The sequence below is a fragment of the Marinobacterium profundum genome (genome assembly GCF_001528745.1).
Taxonomy (GTDB): Bacteria; Pseudomonadota; Gammaproteobacteria; order Pseudomonadales; family Balneatricaceae; genus Marinobacterium_A; species Marinobacterium_A profundum.
In genome coordinates this window covers 61,056-80,041 of record NZ_BCNS01000142.1, presented here as the reverse complement: position 1 = coordinate 80,041, position 18,986 = coordinate 61,056, and the positions used below count along the sequence as shown (strand labels likewise).

At 55.3% G+C, this 18,986-nt stretch carries 16 protein-coding genes; 7 read left to right on the top strand and 9 right to left on the bottom strand.

The window, feature by feature from the left end; genetic code table 11:
* The first annotated feature begins 244 nt into the window (after positions 1-244).
* Positions 245-2,905, top strand: coding sequence for a putative bifunctional diguanylate cyclase/phosphodiesterase (locus tag MPRO_RS16935; protein WP_067295487.1), 2,661 nt, complete (start codon positions 245-247; stop codon positions 2,903-2,905).
* 81 nt (positions 2,906-2,986) lie between these two features.
* Here MPRO_RS16935 and MPRO_RS16930 read toward each other — a convergent pair whose 3' ends face one another.
* From MPRO_RS16930 to MPRO_RS16910, 5 genes are all read right to left on the bottom strand, one after another.
* A complete protein-coding gene (locus MPRO_RS16930; protein WP_158651850.1) occupies positions 2,987-3,424 on the bottom strand; it encodes a hypothetical protein in 438 nt (145 codons plus the stop codon).
* Positions 3,425-3,698: 274 nt separating this feature from the next.
* Positions 3,699-4,610, bottom strand: coding sequence for a radical SAM protein (locus tag MPRO_RS16925; protein ID WP_067295480.1), 912 nt, complete (start codon positions 4,608-4,610; stop codon positions 3,699-3,701).
* Positions 4,610-5,257 carry a TIGR04282 family arsenosugar biosynthesis glycosyltransferase gene (locus MPRO_RS16920; protein WP_067295478.1) on the bottom strand — a complete coding sequence of 216 codons (648 nt, stop codon included), beginning with the start codon at positions 5,255-5,257 and terminating at the stop codon, positions 4,610-4,612. Before MPRO_RS16920 ends, MPRO_RS16925 begins: the two co-directional genes overlap by 1 nt.
* Positions 5,258-5,389: 132 nt before the next feature.
* Complete coding sequence (gene cysS, locus MPRO_RS16915; RefSeq protein ID WP_067295475.1) at positions 5,390-6,775, bottom strand: cysteine--tRNA ligase; 1,386 nt, start codon at positions 6,773-6,775, stop codon at positions 5,390-5,392.
* Positions 6,776-6,896: 121 nt separating this feature from the next.
* Complete coding sequence (locus MPRO_RS16910) at positions 6,897-7,766, bottom strand: hypothetical protein (RefSeq protein ID WP_067295470.1); 870 nt, start codon at positions 7,764-7,766, stop codon at positions 6,897-6,899.
* 594 nt (positions 7,767-8,360) lie between these two features.
* Here MPRO_RS16910 and MPRO_RS16905 point away from each other — a divergent pair.
* Both MPRO_RS16905 and MPRO_RS16900 read left to right on the top strand, forming a co-directional pair.
* Positions 8,361-9,419, top strand: coding sequence for a M14 family zinc carboxypeptidase (locus tag MPRO_RS16905; RefSeq protein WP_067295467.1), 1,059 nt, complete (start codon positions 8,361-8,363; stop codon positions 9,417-9,419).
* Positions 9,416-10,243 (top strand): alpha/beta fold hydrolase, encoded by an 828-nt coding sequence (locus tag MPRO_RS16900; protein WP_067295463.1) that lies wholly within the window; start codon positions 9,416-9,418, stop codon positions 10,241-10,243. The genes MPRO_RS16905 and MPRO_RS16900 overlap by 4 nt, the downstream gene beginning before the upstream one ends.
* Before the next feature lie 100 nt (positions 10,244-10,343).
* On the opposite strand, the gene MPRO_RS16895 is transcribed toward MPRO_RS16900, so the two are convergent.
* A complete protein-coding gene (locus tag MPRO_RS16895; RefSeq protein WP_067295459.1) occupies positions 10,344-12,026 on the bottom strand; it encodes a glutamine--tRNA ligase/YqeY domain fusion protein in 1,683 nt (560 codons plus the stop codon).
* A 212-nt stretch (positions 12,027-12,238) separates the two neighbouring features.
* Here MPRO_RS16895 and MPRO_RS16890 point away from each other — a divergent pair, with 212 nt between their 5' ends.
* Positions 12,239-12,733 (top strand): peptidylprolyl isomerase, encoded by a 495-nt coding sequence (locus tag MPRO_RS16890; protein ID WP_067295456.1) that lies wholly within the window; start codon positions 12,239-12,241, stop codon positions 12,731-12,733.
* Between the two features lie 9 nt (positions 12,734-12,742).
* The gene (locus tag MPRO_RS16885) at positions 12,743-13,477 is read left to right on the top strand and encodes a UDP-2,3-diacylglucosamine diphosphatase (protein ID WP_067295452.1); all 735 of its coding nucleotides are present in this window, start codon (positions 12,743-12,745) and stop codon (positions 13,475-13,477) included.
* A 334-nt stretch (positions 13,478-13,811) separates the two neighbouring features.
* Here MPRO_RS16885 and MPRO_RS16880 read toward each other — a convergent pair whose 3' ends face one another.
* The 3 genes from MPRO_RS16880 to MPRO_RS16870 all read right to left on the bottom strand — a co-directional run bounded on the left by MPRO_RS16880 (position 13,812) and on the right by MPRO_RS16870 (position 16,217).
* A complete protein-coding gene (locus MPRO_RS16880) occupies positions 13,812-14,441 on the bottom strand; it encodes a MiaE family protein (protein ID WP_216821322.1) in 630 nt (209 codons plus the stop codon).
* 158 nt (positions 14,442-14,599) lie between these two features.
* Positions 14,600-14,788, bottom strand: a complete 189-nt coding sequence (locus MPRO_RS16875) for a hypothetical protein (protein WP_067295443.1) — start codon at positions 14,786-14,788, stop codon at positions 14,600-14,602.
* Positions 14,789-14,843: 55 nt separating this feature from the next.
* Positions 14,844-16,217 (bottom strand): KAP family P-loop NTPase fold protein, encoded by a 1,374-nt coding sequence (locus MPRO_RS16870; RefSeq protein WP_067295439.1) that lies wholly within the window; start codon positions 16,215-16,217, stop codon positions 14,844-14,846.
* Positions 16,218-16,723: 506 nt separating this feature from the next.
* Here MPRO_RS16870 and MPRO_RS16865 point away from each other — a divergent pair.
* Positions 16,724-17,401: an SOS response-associated peptidase gene (locus MPRO_RS16865; RefSeq protein WP_067295436.1), complete on the top strand. Its 678-nt coding sequence runs from the start codon at positions 16,724-16,726 to the stop codon at positions 17,399-17,401.
* A 311-nt stretch (positions 17,402-17,712) separates the two neighbouring features.
* The gene (locus MPRO_RS16860; RefSeq protein ID WP_067295432.1) at positions 17,713-18,549 is read left to right on the top strand and encodes a bifunctional allantoicase/(S)-ureidoglycine aminohydrolase; all 837 of its coding nucleotides are present in this window, start codon (positions 17,713-17,715) and stop codon (positions 18,547-18,549) included.
* Positions 18,550-18,986: the final 437 nt, after the last annotated feature.

Sequence of the window (18,986 nt, the reverse complement as noted above, 5' to 3'; positions counted from 1 at the left end):
TTGTCGGACAGCCTCCTAGCGACTCAGCTCTTGAGATTCGACAATAGAGCCTTACAAGCTCAGGCTTTTCCATGACTAACGACTAAAATAGCCATGCCGCGCCGGAAGACCGCTACACTTTGTTCTGATTAGATGAATTTTCCGCTCCCTTGCATGCCTGTGTATTCACACCACTGGACGGCGTCAGACGCAGATCATCTCAATGATGGAGAGGTTGTTAGTGACAAGGAATTAATCAGAAAAAATGCCGCCGCATCACAAGAAGGCGAAAAGGCCAAGAGCGAAGCAAAGGCTATATATTCGTCACCGCGCAGCTAAACTGGGCAGGTTTGTCATTCCAGCGGGTTTTATTGTGCTTTGGATTAGCGGCGCCATCGCCATCTACCATGATAGCCGGCAACTGGTGGAGCGCACCGAAGAAGACATCAGTCACAACATACAGATTGAAACGCAAGCCATGGCTGACAAGATTGGCGGAATTCTGACAAGGACTCATGTCACAATCAGAACGATTTCGCTGCTTCCGGCGGTACGCGCCGCTGCGGCCAAGAACCGTGAAAATGATACGCAAGACGTTGTCGAACTGGGGTTACTCCCCAGCCATGATGCGAATACGATTCAACAGCTGTACAACCATATCAGCAGTGATGTTGATATATCTGAAATCTATCTGGTATATGACGGATTCAACCCTGGGCGCGGGCAAGTCCCCTTCTTGATGTACGATCAGGTCCTGCTCGAGCGTATCGAAAACTCGAAGGCTGCCGAACCGACCAGCGATAGTGACCGTCCTGAAGAATACGAAGAGGCCGAGTACGAGGAATATGTCCGCCAACTGGCCTACCTGAAACAACACTATTCCTTTTTGCCTGATGAGGCTCCCAAAGGCATTGCCCAGGTCAGCTCGTCATTGCTGCGCACCTGTGACAATTCGCAATACACTTCTATCGCCAAAGGTGACGAGCGCAACACCTACGGCATTCTGTTTTCAGTTCCCATATACGACCAACCCCGCAACGCATTCAAAGGATTGGTGACGGCGGTCATGCGTGCCAATGTACTCGAAGCCGCATTGATAGGCTGGCCTACTCTTCCAGTGACAGTCGCCGATAACCTGGTATTGGCACAAAGCTCAATAGACCTGGACGCCCCTGCTGCAGAATACGTACTAACTAACAGCGAAACCGGCGTACAGATAATGGATCGGCGAAATCAGGACCTGCCTGGTTATGTTACAGGAGAAGCCAAAGCCGGCCTTCATCTGGTAAAAGAAGTGACCCTATCCCACAGCCAGGCATGGCAACTGCATCGCTACACTTCACAGGCGTATATTGACGCGGCAGCCGAGCCTATATACACCGATATGTGGCAGCGGTTACTGATACTTAGCCTGCTTATCGCCGTGCTTTTGATCGCGGCGGAATGGGTCCTGTTTGTGCAGCGCCGATCAACAAAAATGCTGACGGAAATGGCCAATTTCGACTCCCTGACCGGGTTGCCCAACCGGCGCCTGGTGGCTGAGACCTTGACCAATGCGCTTAAAAAACAGGCAGCACAGGGCGGAAAATATGCGGTACTAATGATTGATCTTGATGACTTCAAGGAAGTGAATGACACCTTGGGACATCATGCAGGTGACAAGCTTCTGGTGGAGATATCACAACGCGCATCACATAGCTTGCGCGCATCTGATCAGCTTATTCGAATAAAAGCACAGGAGCCTGACGACACTGAAGGTGATCTACGCCTTACGGTTGGACGACTGGGCGGCGATGAATTTTTGGTGCTTGTACCCTCAATACCTGACGATGAGCATGCCTTTCTGGTTGCCGACCGTCTGCATCAGTCTTTCTCCGCCCCTGTTTACCTAGAGCAGGACAAGATTTACGTACACGCCAGCATCGGCATTGCCCTGTACCCGGACCATGGCACCTCCGCCTCGCAATTGTTACGCAATGCCGATACGGCCATGTACCTGGCCAAACGCCAAGGCACTGGAAAAACCGTTCTGTATGCAAAGCATATTGACGATAAATCGCAACAGCGTCTGTTACTGCTCACTGATCTGCACTCGGCCTTGTCGGATGATCAATTCGTGCTGCATTATCAGCCTGAGCTGAATCGAGCTTCAGGCATCGTCGACTGTGTTGAAGCGCTGCTGCGCTGGCAGCATCCAACACGCGGCCTGCTGTATCCGGGTGATTTTATTGATCTGCTGGAGCAGTCAGGAATGATCGTGGAAGTTGGACAATGGGTACTGAGTAGTGCCTGCCAACAGCTCAAGCAATGGCAGGATAACGGCTCACCCATCCAGCACATGTGCGTTAACGTATCGATCAAGCAACTGACGCAACCAGACTTCGAGAAAGAATTACTCAGCACCTTAACCGAGACGGAAATCAATGCTGACTCCCTCAGCCTGGAATTAACTGAAACTATGCTGATGCAACAGCCCGAGGCCAATATTCTGCTGCTGAAGAAACTGCGAAAAACCGGAGTTAAAATCGCTCTCGACGATTTTGGTACCTGCTACTCATCCCTCAGTTACCTGCGCCAGCTTCCACTGGACACACTTAAAATCGACCGCAGCTTTGTTATCGACACGCAAACAACACCAGGACTGGCGATTTGCGAAACCCTGTCGGTACTGGCAAAGCGCCTGGGACTGACTGTCATCGCCGAAGGAATAGAAACAACCGAGCAGTTCTCTCAAATGAGTGAAATCAAGTGTGACTGGCTGCAGGGGTATCTGATTTCACGCCCACTGCCACCGAACCTTGCGGATGAGTTTGCGCGCAGTTTTAAATGGGGCAGATTCCTGGATAAAAACACGATCAAACTAAAGCCATCAACTCTCAAGCGTACCGGGAGCCGCAGCGTGCAAGATTGCACTACAGAGAGATAAAGTTTCGACTCAGCCAGTATATAACTGCATACGCTGACTGAGCCGGCGAAATATCGCTGATAGCGCCCCTGGAATTAATGTTTACTGATTCTGAATTCGCTGACGTGGATCGAACTTGCCACGCAGCAAACGCACATACTGTGGCCATGCCTGTCTGATCCAGCGCCACTGGTACAACAGGGTCAAACGCCACCACCCCTGCTGATCATACTTGCGTGCACTGGTGCAAAGCTCTGCATCCAGGCCATTCAGTTTTAATCCCAACTGGCGTGCGTGCCACACCAGTAAATGATCTTCACCGTAGGATACTTTCTCGCAATAACCGCCCAGCGCCCGAAAACTCGCGGCCGACAGGCAAAGCCCCTGATCCCCAAAGGGAATGCCCAGCCAGTTCGAGCGCAGATTAGCACCTTTGGCATTGAACGCCATAGGCCCTGCCCCATCGCCAGCGAAAGCAAGCTGAAAATAATGCAGCGCATCAGGCTTTGAAGCCAACCCCTGCTCAAGCGCATGAATCATCTCGCGCGTCAGGACAGAATCGAGATGTAAAAACCACAGTGCCCGCCCGCCTGCTAACTGGGCCGCAGTGTTCATTTGAATGGCACGGCCTTTATTTGAGATAACGGTATAAACTCGCTTGTTCAAAGGCAGTGCAAGATCATCCCTGGATTCACAAAGAGCAAATACAATCTCCCAGCTCGGAGGTAACAGGCCCAGTGTCTCGATTAATCTGAAGGGGCCCGCCTCGCCTGGCCCAATCGGAATAATAACGCTGACCGGCGGTGTAACTACGTCAGATTTCACTGCAGGACGAGCCATAGCGGAAACACGAAAAACAGCGATGGTGCTTCATGCTTACCTGCTGCTCCATGGCCTCACGCAGGGTTGAGCCCAGATCATACTCGGGATCATCATCCACCAGGGTGCAGGCATAGACCCGCATGCGGTTGTTTTGCTTGAGTACCATCTTGCTGAAGGCGCACATAAAATTACGCCTGCTAGCTTCGCTCTGAAACTGGGTCATACAGTTGGTTGTGACGCCCGGCACATCGGCATCACTGCCAGGCGGAAGGAAATCAGGAAAGGCGACCTGGGTAAGGTCCGCCGGCAAGCCCTGCTCTACCAGCAAGGCGGCGTACTGCGCGGCAACCCGCGGGGTATCTTCATCCACCTTCATATGACGGGCTATGGAGACGTGAAAGCCTCTGGCATGCAACAGGCGCAAACCTTCAAAGGCGCGGTCGAAATTACCCTCACCCCTGCCCTTATCATGTTCGGCACGATCGATTGAATCGATGCTGACACGAAAGCTCACCGGATGAACGGAGTCACTCAGTACCCCCAGTTGATCGATGCGCTTGTGCAGGGCCTCGGTGCCATTGGTCAGCACCAGACAGGGTGCGACTTCACTTGCCCGCTGCAGTATGCGCACCAGATCTTTTGCCAGAAAGGGCTCACCGCCGGTGAATGAAATCTGTTCCACGCCCATTTCGGCGGCTTCATCAATATAGGGTTCGGCATCTGCCAGTTTCAGCAACTGCAGCCGGTTATCACCGGGCTTTGAACCTTCAAGACAGAAGGGGCAACTGAGGTTGCAGGCCGTACCGGTGTGAAACCACAACTCACGCAGCGCATGGGGGCGAATGTAGCCGCGGGGCTGACCTTCGGGAGTGCTATACCAGTCGCGACTGCGAATCGGTTCCATCAAACAAGTTCCTGTATAAGTTTACGAAGCGCCTGTTGCGGTGCGCGTGGATCATCGGCAAGGGATGCGCGCAGGCGGCGCAGATCTGCCACCAGATCGACATCGTCACAGGGCGCCACCCAGCCGACCGAGAGCCCTTCCTGCTCACAGCATTGCACCAGCGCCTGACCCAGTTCAGGGGTACTCCAGGGCAGTGCATCGAGTTCCGGCCAGGCCACCGCAGCTGCCATCAGTGTGACTCCGCCGTCAGTGGCACCAGACAGTACTATGTCGTGCTGACCGAGCTTCTCGGCAGCCACCAGCAATTGATCAGGTGTTTGCTCCGGCATATCCGAGCCGATGATAAGAAGCCGCTCATGCCCTGCCGCCCTTAACAGACGCTCCACATGGTTGATACGCTGACCAAGATTATCGCCCTGCTGGGCAATCACCGTATCAATCCAGGGATGCTCAGTTCGATAGCTGTCGCAATCGGCGGCATCGGCACAGGCCATCACGGTCCGGCCAGGCCAGCTGGCAAGCTGCGCCAGTGCGCACTGATGCAGTATGTCTGCGATCCGGAAGGCACTCTGTTGGCCGAGCACCCGAGCCAGGCGTTGCTTGCCGACACCAAGGCGCGGGCGCTTGCAGAAAAGTATGAGAGTCATGCCCACAAGGGTAAAAAACCTGAGTGAATTAAAACTGAATATAGCGGTATAAAACGCGCTGCCTTGCGTATAAAACCATTGGTATAGAAAAGGCGGCCTTGGCCGCCTTAGTGTCTCACTGCAACAGTGATATCAGCCCTCGCGATACCAGCTGGTGCCGGAGCGATCATCCTTGAGGATGACACCCTGGGCCGCGAGATCATCACGAATTTTATCGGACAGTGCGAAATCACGATTCGTGCGGGCGTTCTTGCGTTGCAGAATCAGGGCTTCGATCTGCTCGGCACCTAGATCCCCAGCACGATCTTCACCTTTGAGAAAGGCATCCGGGCTCTGCTGCAAGAGCCCGATAATGCCCCCCAGACGCTTGAGCTGTGCCGCCAGCTTGCCAGCATCCACACTGCCTTCGCGCACTGCGCGGTTCAGCTCACTGACCAGTTCAAATAGCACCGCCATCGCCTTGGGCGTATTGAAGTCATCGTCCATGGCGGCGAAAAAGCGGGCTTCGAAATCGTTATCCAGCTCGGCGTCGGCGCACTCCACCGAGCCCAGTGCCTGGTAAAAACGCTCCAGCGCGCTGCGGGCTTCTTTAAGGCTGTCTTCGCTGTAGTCGATGTAGCTGCGATAGTGCACGCTGGCCAGGAAGTAGCGCACAACTTCCGCATCATACTTTTCAAGCACATCACGAATGGTGAAAAAGTTGCCCAGCGACTTGGACATTTTTTCGCTGTTCACCCGTACAGGGCCGGCGTGCATCCAGGTATTGACGTACTGGACGCCGTTGGCAGCTTCCGACTGGGCAATCTCGTTCTCATGATGCGGGAACGGCAAATCGGGGCCGCCACCGTGAATGTCGAAGGTATCGCCCAGGCAGCATTTGGACATGGCCGAGCACTCAATATGCCAACCGGGGCGACCGGGGCCCCAGGGCGACTCCCAGCTGACTTCGCCGGGCTTGGCTGCTTTCCAGAGCACGAAATCCAGCGGGCTTTCCTTGGCTTCTTCAACATTAACGCGGCTGCCGGAACGCAGCTCATCGATGTTCTGGCGTGTCAGCTTGCCGTAGCCTTCGAATTTCTCGACCCGATAATAAACATCACCGTTGCTGGCCGCGTAGGCAAAGCCCTTTTCGATCAGGGTCTGCACCAGCGCTAGGATATCATCCATATGAGCCGTGGCGCGGGGCTCCATATCCGGGCGCAGCACCGACAGACGGGTTTCGTCTTCATGCATGGCCTGGATCATGCGACCGGTCAGAACATCGGGTGTCTCGCCGTTTTCGGCCGCACGCTTGATGATCTTGTCATCCACATCGGTGATATTGCGCACATAGGTCAGATCCCAGCCGCGCGCACGCAGGTAACGGGTAATGACATCGAAGGACACCATGACCCGGGCGTGGCCGATATGACAGAAGTCATAGACCGTGATGCCGCAGACATACATGCGAATTTTGCCCGCGTCGATCGGCTCGAAGGGCACTTTATCCTTGCTCAGAGTGTTATAGATTTGCAGCATCAAACCAGCTTTTGAGTCAGATTCGGGATTCCGCCAAGGGTTTCAGAGCCCTTAGGCCTGCCCCGCAGCACGTATGGGCGCCATTATAAATCAATTGATTGCGCAATGGACGCCGGATTAGCTACCAGAATGAAGCATCGTCCGGGTCCGCCTCTGGGGCCAGTGGCAGACCCTGCGCATCGAGGCGAATCTCGCCCAATTGCGCGTCCGACAAGGGGCTGCGCTCGGCGCTGAGCACCAGCCTGTGCGAACCATCCCAGCTGATGGCCTCCCACTGCGCATAGGTGCTCAGCTTGTAGCGTTGCGCTCCGCTCCACTCTGGTGCCAGCTTTTGAGCACCATCGCCATTATTAGATAACGGTATAATCCAGATAAAGCTATGACCAAAGAAGCGCTCACGACTATATCCCAGCAATACCAGCCGCCTGGATACCGGATCATAGTCCGCCGCCGTAATAAGCCCATTCACGGGATAAGTTCGATACGGGTACAGCGCCTGTTCACGGGCCTGCTTGTCTAGCCGATACAACTCTGTATGCCCATCCCCACGATTCTTGCTGAACAGCCAAAGCTCATCGCCAACCACAGTGATGGCCTCACAGTCGAAGTTGTGACTAGCCGACGCGCTCACTTCAAGCCGGTGGCCATAGCGAAAATGGCTGACCTCATACTCAACCCGGCTTCCATCGGGCGCACTAAGCGCATCAAGCGCAACCCTGTAGAGCTGCAATGTTGCTCGCCTGCCCCGGTTATTGCCGCAATCGGCGATATACAAAGTGTCAGCATCCAGCGCCAGAGACTCCCAGTCGATATTGCGTGCGCCTGCCAGATAGAGCGTCTTGGCGATACGGCGACCATCACTTGAGAGCTGATAGATAGCGGCATCATCGCCACTGTCGTTAAGTGTCCAGAGGCGGCCTTCTATCTGCGCAAGCCCTGAAGTTTCAAGCACTGTGTTGGGCAGCAGCGCCACGCGCTGCACTTGGGCCACACCACTTCTATTCCCCGCTGCTGGCGGTGCTACAGCCTTATCAGCGGTATCCGGCGCAATGACCGCACCCTTCACCCTGGGGGAAGACGTCCTGGTTGAAGGGACCTTAGCGGATTCCACCTGAGCAGGCGTCTGAGAAGATTGCGCCTGAACAGGCGCCTCAGGCTGCAGGACTGGTTGCTGCGCCGGTGTCCTATCCGTCTGCGCTGCCGTGGCTGTCGAAGCCTGCGCTGGCGCCTCAGCTTCGGACCTTGCCGGTCCGTCCAGCGTGGAGCAGCCCGCTGCGAACAGCAGTACTGTCATCACAGCCGCCCAGGTGGCCCTGGCTCCCACGCGCCCCTCTATCGCACTCACCGCTTCTCCATTCTTACGAAAACAAACCCTGCTCAAAACCACTGTGTGAACCCTTTGTGACGCTGCTAACGCTCGCGAGCATAGCAGCTAAACTGCACGCCCATAAGCCAGACTCTGCTTTGCTGCCCTGTTGCACAAACCTGCCTTTATAACCCGGACACCCATGACACTGCTGAACTCAACCCTCACAATATTTTCTGTCTTGGCGCACCGCCTGGCACGCCCCAGACTCATCAGCGGATGAACTCGAAACAACGCACTCAGCGCCCGCTGCCGGAGCTGGATGAACTGCAACGGCTCATCAAGCGTGGCGGCAGCCAGCTCGATGTATCGGTACTGACAGAGGTGATCGACGGCACCCAGCGCTATCCCCTGCATGCGATACGGCTCGGCAACCCGGATCCACAGGCGCCGGTATTGCTGTTGTGCGGCGGTATTCACGGAGTGGAGCGCATCGGCACCCAGTTGTTGCTGGCGCAACTCGATGCACTGCTGGCACGCCTGCACTGGGATCAGGGGCTGCAGCAGGATCTTGAGCATATCCGCCTGGTGTTTTGCCCGCTATTGAACCCCGCCGGCATGGCTAGGGGATCACGCGCCAACGCCAAAGGTATCGACCTGATGCGCAATGCCCCACACAACGCTGAACAGCCAGGCGCATGGCCGCTGTCCGGCCACCGTATCGGCGCCTGGCTACCCTGGTATCGTGGCGCGCTGGATGAGCCCATGCAGCCAGAATCTGCCGCTCTCTGTACGCTGGTGAACCGTGAGATCGGCTGTGCGCGTTTTTGCCTGTCGCTGGATTGCCACTCCGGCTTTGGCATGCGCGACCGCCTCTGGTTTCCCTATGCCGGCAGCACGCGCCCGCTGGAACAGCTCAGTGAAATACAGACCCTGATGGAGCTCTACGAAGGCGCCAATCCGCACCATCGCTATCTGCTCGAGCCCCAGTGTCACCAATACCGCACCCACGGTGATCTCTGGGACCATTTGTATCATCAGCATCTACTGCGCCACGCCGCAAGAAAGGGCCCGATACCGGTCTTCCTGCCACTAACGCTGGAACTGGGTTCCTGGCTCTGGGTACGCAAGAACCTGCGCCAGATCACCAGTTTCACCGGGCTCTTTAATCCCCTGGTGCCGCATCGGCAACGACGTATCCTGCGCCATCACAATTCGCTGTTCGAGTTTTTGATCCGCGCTGTACGCTCCTGGCAGCAGTGGCTGCCAGAGGGCAGCGCCCGTGACATCCAGCAGCAGCGCGCACTGCAACGCTGGTACAAGGATGAACACCCATGACCCAGGCGCCGACAGAATTCATCCCGCGCTCAGAGCTAACCCCCCAATCCACTACGGAGCCCAGCGATGCCCAGGCATTGCCCCGCTGGATGCTGCTGCGTGGCCTTGTGCGGGAGCAGCGCCACTGGGGCGACTTTGGCCAGCGCCTGGCGGATCATTTGCAGGCACGGGTACTGAGCCCCGACCTGCCCGGCAACGGCCAGCTGCATCAACGGCAAAGCCCGTTGCGTCTGGGCGATTTGGTCGAGTTTCTGCGCCTGGAGCTGCGTTCTGCGCCCGCTACTCAGACAAATACACCCATGCGGCTGCTTGGCCTGTCGATGGGCGCCATGGTTGCCACCGAATGGGCGCTGCGCTTCCCAGCAGAGATTGCCAGCCTGGTGCTGATCAACAGCAGTCTGGGAGATCTAAACCCGCCCTGGCAGCGCCTGCGCCCGAGCGCATTACCCTGTCTCGCACGGGCGCTGCTGCTCAATACCGCCGGACGTGAGGCGCTGATCTACCGCCTAAGCTGTAGTCGCCATCGGGATGCGACGCTCGCCCAGTGGCTCAGTTATGCCCGGGAGTACCCGGTGAGTCTTAGCAACTGCTTGCGCCAGCTAGGCGCAGCAAGTGGCTATCGCAGTGGCGGCTCTGTGCCTTCACAACCTGTACTCATCCTCTGCTCTCGCAACGATGCCCTGGTCAACCCCGCCTGCAGCGCTGCCATCGCCAATCACTGGCGAGCGCCGCTGGCTTTGCATACAACCGCCGGCCACGACCTGCCCCACGATGACCCCGACTGGGTGCTGGAACAGATAACACGCTGGCAAAGCACGGACTAAACCTCTGTTCCTGTCGATTTTGCGGGGCCTGAACGCAAAAACGCCTGACCCCGCTGCCGGAATCAGGCGTTTATCGTGCTTTAAGCGTACTGAAGCGTGCTTACTTGCCCTGAATTTTCACCCAGGAGTCGCGCAGCGTTACAGTGCGGTTAAACACCAGGCGGCTCTCATCGCTGTCTTTGTCGACGGAGAAATACCCCAGACGCTCAAACTGATAGTGGGCTTCAGCCACTGCGTGCTTAAGGCCGATTTCAACACGACTGTCGGTCAGCACTTCCAGTGACCCAGCATTAAGGTGAGTCTGGAAATCCACCGCCTTATCGGCTTCAGGGTTCGCTTCGGTGAACAGACGATCATACAGGCGCACTTCGCAGGGCACTGAATGATCGGCGTTGACCCAGTGAATCACGCCGTTGGGCTTGTAGCCCGTGGGGTTTTCGCCTTTGGTGGCCGGATCATAGCTACAGATCAGTTCAACCACTTTGCCCGCAGCATCCTTGATCACTTCATTGCAGGTAATCACGTAGGCACCACGCAGACGCACGGCATCGCCCGGCGCCAGGCGCTTCCACTTGCGCGGTTTCTCTTCTTCAAAGTCTTCCTGCTCGATCAGCAGGTTGCGACCAAAGGAAACCTTGCGCAGCCCCATGGACTCATCCTTCGGGTGAGCCGGCAGTTCGAACCACTCTTCCTCACCTTCGGCGAAGTTGCTTACCGTTACCTTGAGCGGACGCGTTACGCACATGGCACGCGGTGCATTGGTATCCAGGTCATCGCGCACCGCGGATTCCAGCATGCCCATATCAACCACGCCATTGGAGCGGGTGACACCGATCATGTCGCAGAAATTGCGAATGGAGGCCGGTGTAAAGCCACGACGACGCAGGCCGGAAATAGTCGGCATGCGCGGATCATCCCAGCCGCCAACGTGCTTTTCATCCACCAGCAGCTTGAGCTTGCGCTTGCTGGTGATGGTGTAATTCAGGTTCAGGCGGGCAAATTCGTACTGGCGCGGCTGTGCCGGCACCGGCAGATTGGCAATGAACCAGTCGTACAGCGGGCGGTGATCTTCAAATTCCAGCGTACAAATGGAATGGGTAACCCCTTCCAGCGCATCGGACTGGCCGTGGGCAAAGTCGTAGGACGGGTAGATGCACCATTTGTCGCCGGTCTGGTGATGGTGCGCCTTGCGGATACGGTAGATTACCGGATCACGCAGGTTCATGTTGGGCGCCGCCATATCGATCTTGACGCGCAGTGCACAGTCGCCTTCGTCGAACTCGCCATTACGCATGCGCTCAAACAGCTCAAGGTTTTCCGCAACACTGCGCTCACGGTAAGGGCTGTTCTTGCCCGCTTCCGTGAGGTTGCCACGGAACTCACGCATTTCGTGGGCGCTCAGGCTGTCGACATAAGCCTTGCCGTTGGCGATCAGGTACAGCGCCCACTGGTACAGCTGTTCGAAATAGTCCGAGGTGTAACGGATATCGCCGTCCCACTTGAAGCCCAGCCAGCGCACATCTTCGGCAATGGCGTCGATATATTCCTGGCTCTCTTTTTCGGGGTTGGTATCGTCAAAACGCAGGTTGCACTGGCCCTGATACTTGGCAGCAGTGCCAAAATTCAGACAGATCGACTTGGCGTGACCGATATGCAGATAACCGTTAGGCTCTGGCGGGAAGCGTGTCACGACCTGACCACCGGCGACCTTCTCGTCTGCGATGTCGCTCTCGATGATCTGATGGATAAAATTTGTAGGCTTGACGTGTTCTTGCTTGCTCATAGTCGGCTTGGTGTCCAGTCTGTCCTGACGGCATGAAAAGTCGCAGCATTATAAACGTATCGGGCGGCTGAACACACTAACCGCTCGCGATACCGGCCGCCGCATTGCGGCCCCGGCCTCCTGGATGATGCGAAACCGCTTCACTTGGGTATAATGCGCGATTGTTCAAGATCCCCCGATCACGAAAAATCGCAACCCCAGGAAGTAAAGCAATGATTATTCTCTCGACCAACCACGGCGACATCTCCATCGAGCTCGACTACGACAAGGCGCCCAAAACCGCCGCCAACTTCGAGCAGTACGTACGCGATGGTTTCTACGACGGTGTCATCTTCCACCGCGTGATCGACGGTTTCATGCTGCAGGGCGGCGGTTTCACCCCCGGCATGAAGCAGAAAGAAACCCGCGCCAACATCGAGAACGAAGCCAACAACGGCCTGAAGAACCTGACCGGCACCCTGTCCATGGCCCGCACCATGGATCCGCACTCCGCCTCTGCCCAGTTCTTTATCAACGTAAAAGACAACAGCTTCCTGGATCACACCGCTGAGACCACCCAGGGCTGGGGCTACGCTGTCTTCGCCAAGGTTGTCGATGGTATGGACGTGGTCAACAAGATCAAGGGTGTTAAAACCACATCCCGCGGCGGTCATCAGGACGTGCCGGCTGAAGACGTAATCATCGAATCTGCCCGTATTTCCGAGTAAGAAGACCCCATGACGCTGCTGTTTGTCGCTGATCTTCACCTGCGCCCTGAGCGCCCGGACCTGAGCCAGGCCTTCCTGGCATTTTTGCAACAGGACGTTCCTGGCGCAGATGCGCTCTACCTGCTGGGCGATATCTTTGAAGCCTGGATCGGGGACGATGCGCCCATGCCCGGGCTGGATGCAATTTACGACGAACTGGCAGCGTTGTCCGCCCGCGGTACCGCGCTTTACTTTCAGCACGGTAACCGCGACTTTCTGGTGGGGCAGGCGTTTCTGGATACCTTAGGGGCCCGCGCCCTGCCCGATCAGCAGCTTATCAGCGTGCACGGTGGCAAAGCGTTGCTGATGCATGGCGATCAGCTCTGCACCGACGACACTGAATACCAGGCCTTTCGCACCCAGGTGCGCAACCCTGCCTGGCAGCAGCAGTTCCTTTCTCAAAGCGTAGAAGAGCGTCTGGCGATCGCCCGACAGCTTCGCGCAGCCAGCAAGGCTAGAGGCGCAGAGAAATCCGCCGACATCATGGATGTAAATCCACAGGCGGTCTCAAATGCGCTAACGGAGGCCGGCGTCAGCCTGCTGATCCACGGCCATACCCATCGCCCCGCCATCCACCAGCATCAGATCATCGACAATGATGACGAACACTCGGGAACCCGTATCGTACTGGGTGACTGGGACAGCCACGGCTGGTATCTGCAGATCGACAACGACGGCTATCAGCTGATCGACTTTGCGATTTAAAAAGCAGGGGCGAGGTGCGAGGTGCGAGAATAAAGGGGCAAGGGGCTAGGGGCTAGGGGCTAGAAAAAGAGCAAAGCGGTAACCAAGCAACCTGTACTCCATAGCTTCGCTGCGGATGTTGGAATTCGCTACTCCAATACCAGCCTAGGGTGCAGTGGTAGCCTGGAATGAGCCTGCGAATTCCGGGAAATGAGCCCCAGGCGAATTTCGAGGATATGCCGGCGAATTCCGCTAAACAGCGGTAAAACCTGCCGCGTTCGAGCAGGCTATTAAACTCAGAATCCACTTTTGTGGGATCAAATCAGAGCAAAGCTGCGGCCTGCGCAACTGAGCGTTAAATCCCTATACTCGTATCGCAGTTCGCCGACGGTACTCCGCTGTGAAAGCGGAACTCATCATCGCTCGACAGAATCAGCTCATTCTCGATGCCGCGGAAAAAGGCAACACGCTCATCAATCGGCTCACCGGCCGCATCTTCGGCCAGCGTCAGGTAATCCTGGTAATGACGTCCTTCGGATTTCAGCAATGAGCGGTAGAACTTCGCCAGCTCCGCATCCAGCAAGGGGCCGATTTTGGCAAAGCGCTCGCAGGAACGCGCCTCTATAAAGGCCCCCACGATCAACACATCGATCAGCCGTTGCGGCTCATGATTGCGCACCGCTGCCCGCATGCCACCGGCATAACGCGCCGACTGCATATGCTGATACTGAATACCCCGGGATTCGATAATCGCCAGCACCTGCTCGAAGTGAATCAGCTCTTCGCGGGCCAGGCGTGACATCTTGTTGAGCAGCTCCATGCGATCCACGTAGCGGAACATCAGCGTCATGGCGGTGGACGCCGCTTTCTTCTCGCAGTGCGCATGATCTATCAGCAACAGCGCCTGATTCTGCAACGCCACCTCAACCCAGGCATCCGGGGTCTCGCAGCCAAGAAAGGTTTTGATTTCGTCGAGGATTTCCATAACTTCACCGCCACTAAAAACGGCGGGCATTATACAGCGGCTGGATTGAAAAGCCCAAAAAAGGGGCTAGGGGCTAGGGGCTAGGGGCTAGATATTGGAGCCCGCCGAGCAGTCTGTAAATTTTCACCGCATGGTATGTAAACGGAATCACGGAAATTTTACGAATCACCAGCACTACAATCAAACGGGCGGCCATCAATGGCGCTGAAGCGGCCCGCCGGCAACAGCTGCTGCCCGCCGTTGGCGTCCGCCGCTAGGTCGAGCGCTAGCGCCGCCACCGAAGACGGAGCGCGGCCGCTGAGGGCGGCAAGGCCAGTGGCTAAACTGTGGGGTTTGAATGTGCTCATACCGCCATGATGGCGGTATGCGCGGGAGAAGTGGTTTAACGTGGGTTGGAGGTTTCTAAGTCATAAGATGCAAAGGGACAATCAAACGTTGAACATATGACTTTTTATCTCTAGGCAGGGTTCCTTTTGCCCGCTCTCCTTCCTGCTTCTGGTAGACGCCGAGTTCTTTCGCCGTTACTGAGGAACGATTCCGCACGAACAACCAATAAATGAATTGCGACATATCCTCTAAATTTTTGTCAAAATGTTCCTCCCGATTGAACCCTACAAATTCTTTTACTTCTTCTCGCACTTCGTCATCGGCATAGATTCGATAGAAAAGCTCAGGCTTTATCGTTCGCGTAACACAGAGTAATGAAACAACATATATGTCACGTGCACTTAAATTATTAAACTCTTTACCTAATGCATACAGTGCCAAGTAACCTGAAACCTTTTCAACGTCCCTGAGAGACTTATTGTGCAAACTAAGCAAGCCTGCAGTACAAGTAGCTAAAAGATTGATTTTTTCATTTCTAATTTCCAATTTATCAAAAACGTACAACATATAGTGATGTAGATCATACGACTGCCTTAGATTAAGCGGTGGTCGTTTAGGCAATGAAATCGCAATCGTGTAAAACTTTTGTAAATAACTATGAGCATCAATCTCTGAACCGTATGCCGCCCTTACTGAACCCTGAAGCTGTTTAGGATTATTAATCAATACAAAAACAACAGATTTAGTAGAAAAAACATGCTTTATTTTTTCCAGCAACTGAAGAGCAAAATCTGGTCTACATCTATCCAATTCGTCAATTACAATTACCAATGGTTTTTCTTCAACGGTGGTCCCATATACATCTTTAACTAAAACATCAAGAGCATTTTGAAATTGTTTTATATGCGAATCAGCTTGTGAATGAGCTTCAAACTGTTTTTCCATCCAATCATCAAGCGTTTCTGAAGTCTTAGATAATAGTTGCTGAGAGACATCCACCCCAAATTCTGTAAGCACATCTCCAAGAGGAATTAACTTCAAACCAGCACGGGCAGCCGAGCCAGGTATGGATTTAAAAACAGATAACGCTGCACTTTTCAGACCTTTCAGTTTACTTTCTTTAGAACCAAAATCTTCATCTAATTCTTCTTTACCATACGAGTAGATCAATGAAAGCAACGTCATAAATGCTTCATCATGATAATCGGATTTAAAAGCATCAAAATATATACACTTAACACTAGATTCTTCATCCAGAAGCTTCATCCACTGATGAGCGAAATAAGTCTTCCCCTCGCCCCAAGGTGCTTCTAAGGAAACCACTAACGGTTCCTTTACGTTCAAAACTAAATTTTGCAATTGTTCCCCAAACTCTCTACGCATTAGCAAATCATCATTGATAAAACTATCAATGTTTGCAGGGTCAACAGGTGGCAAAGTAATTCGCATCGACTAGCTCCGTGTCATGCTTGGCCTGAGACTCCAAACTTAGACAACAAGCGTGAAAATAGACAGCGAATTATCATGACACACCCTACGGTCAAGCTAGACTCCGATTAATCGCTTCCAGATTCGTTTAACCCCTTCCGACCCATGCCACGATACCCCTTGCCGCTAGCGTCGCTTAGACGCGCTCTCAGGCGCCCGGCATCCGCGCAAGTATCTCGTCTTCCAAGAACTACAGCACCTCGCGCTAGTCGTCCTTGCCCAGCCCCAGGTAAGGCCGCGCCGGGGTGTTGCCGGCGAAACTGTGGGCGCACACATTGGACTAGACCGGATACTGCAGCATGCGGCCGAACGCCTGGGGGACCAAGCGCTGGTGCGCCGGCACCTGTATCTGCATGCCCTTGAGGAGGTATAGACGCCTCAAGATCGCATTGAGCCGCCTTCCCCCAACATCAGTGACCTCATTTGCTATCTTGTGATAACCAGAGAGTTTACGTGGGTACTGAGATATGTGCGGACGCTACAACGTGATTGACGATCCATTCACTCAGGGGCTGCTGGATGAACTGGGTATCAGCCTTCGCATCCAGACGCGCTATAACCTGGCGCCGACGGAGCAGGTGCCGGTGATACGGCAGGTGGAAGAGAAGAACGTTCTGCAAAACATGCGCTGGTGGCTGGTGCCGCATTGGGCACGGGAACCGGACACGCGCTATTCGATGTTCAACGCCAAGGCAGAGACTCTGGCGAGCAGCAAGGCATTTAGCGGCCCGCTCAAGCACCAGCGCTGCATTATTCCGGCGTCATCTTTCATTGAGTGGCGTACCGAAGCGGGCCACAAGCAGCCCTACTCCATCCAGCCGGTTGACGCTGTCTTTGCCTTTGCGGGCCTGTGGGAGCAATGGGGGCATGGCGCCGAGACAATACACAGCTGCACCATTCTCACCACAGCCGCCGCCCCCGGAATGGAGCAGATACACCACCGCCAACCTGTCATGCTGCCGGCCGATTTGTGGGCGCGATGGCTGGATCCAACCATCGACGGACACCACCTGATGCCGCTGCTGATGCCCAGCCTCCCCTGCGCGCTGGAAGTCGTGCCCATAGATCCTGTGATCAATAACAGTCACCACAAGCAGGCGCCCAGCACTTTGGGGCCTGCACTGTTTCGGCTGGATGCCAATTAAGTACCCAGAAATAACGCATTGAATGCTGCGAATTCGTCATCGGGCAGTATTAGCTCCATTGAATGAGCCTGATGATGATGAAGTATTCGATAATCGAATACTTCTTATCCAAATATTTAATTTGAGAATACATCTGTTGATTCTATAGAGTGTGACCATTGACCCATCTCAGCAAGCGGCGCCCAGTCGCGTACTTTAACGCGTTAGCCAAATGACCGATCCCGGTCTCCATACCCGGCTCTTCCAGTGCGGGCATGTCCTGTTCAGGACAGGGCGATCGCGGATCAAGACCACCAACCAAAGAGGCATTCATGTCCAAGAACAGCTACTACGCCCCCCAGGGCGGGCACCCGAGCCAACAGGAACTGCTGACTGACCGCGCGATGTTCACCGAAGCCTACGCCGTTATTCCCAAGGGAGTCATGCGGGACATCGTCACCAGCCATTTACCCTTCTGGGACAACACCCGCCTTTGGGTGCTGGCACGACCGCTGTCCGGTTTCGCCGAAACCTTCTCCCAGTACATCGTTGAAGTCAGCCCCGGCGGCGGCAGCGACAAGCCGGAGCAGGATCCGAACGCAGAAGCCGTCCTCTTCGTGGTCGAGGGCGAAGTCGAGCTGACGCTGCAAGGCACCGTCCATCGCCTGCAACCAGGCGGTTATGCCTTTATACCGCCCGCCGCCGACTGGCGTCTGCGCAACAACAGCGATCAGGCGGTACGCTTCCACTGGATTCGCAAGTACTACCAGGCGGTGGAAGGCGTGCCCCATCCCGAAGCCTTCGTCACCAACGAACAGGATATCGAGCCAATCCCGATGCCCGACACCGACGGGCACTGGGTCACCTCCCGCTTCGTCGACATGAGCGACATGCGCCATGACATGCATGTGAATATCGTCACCTTCGAGCCTGGCTGTGTTATCCCGTTCGCCGAAACCCACGTCATGGAGCACGGACTCTATGTACTGGAAGGCAAGGCGGTCTATCGCCTGAACCAGGACTGGGTCGAGGTCGAGGCCGGTGACTTCATGTGGCTGCGCGCCTTCTGCCCCCAGGCCTGCTACGCCGGCGGTCCGGGCCGCTTCCGCTACCTGCTGTACAAAGACGTCAACCGCCATATGAACCTGCGCCTCAACGCGCCACGCTAAGCGGTTCTATTCCCAAGCCCCGCCCGCACAGCCGACGGGTGAAAGCCGAGGGCTATCTCTAACACCGGCCTGCCCCTGGCACGCAAGTGCGAGGGACAAAAAAGCCCGGGCAGCACCCATCTGCCCAGGCTCTTGTCTCAAATCCTTTGTTTCAAACCCCTACATCACCCTGCCGTTACCGGCAACGCAGCTCCGGCGGCATCGCCGCCAGACTGTACTTTCAAGCGAAGCCTGCAGGCAAAATGTGCTGCACCCACAGGCTTCGCTCTTTTTATTTAAAGACCGTCATCATTTCCGGCACCAGCATTTGCGGCAGGAACACAGCGGAAAATACCAAGATTATTGCTAGATACTCAATGCGAAGCTCAACAAAACGCGCTTGCCCGCCTCTATGCGGGAAACGCTATGTTCATATTGATCTGGCCGAAAAAGATAGA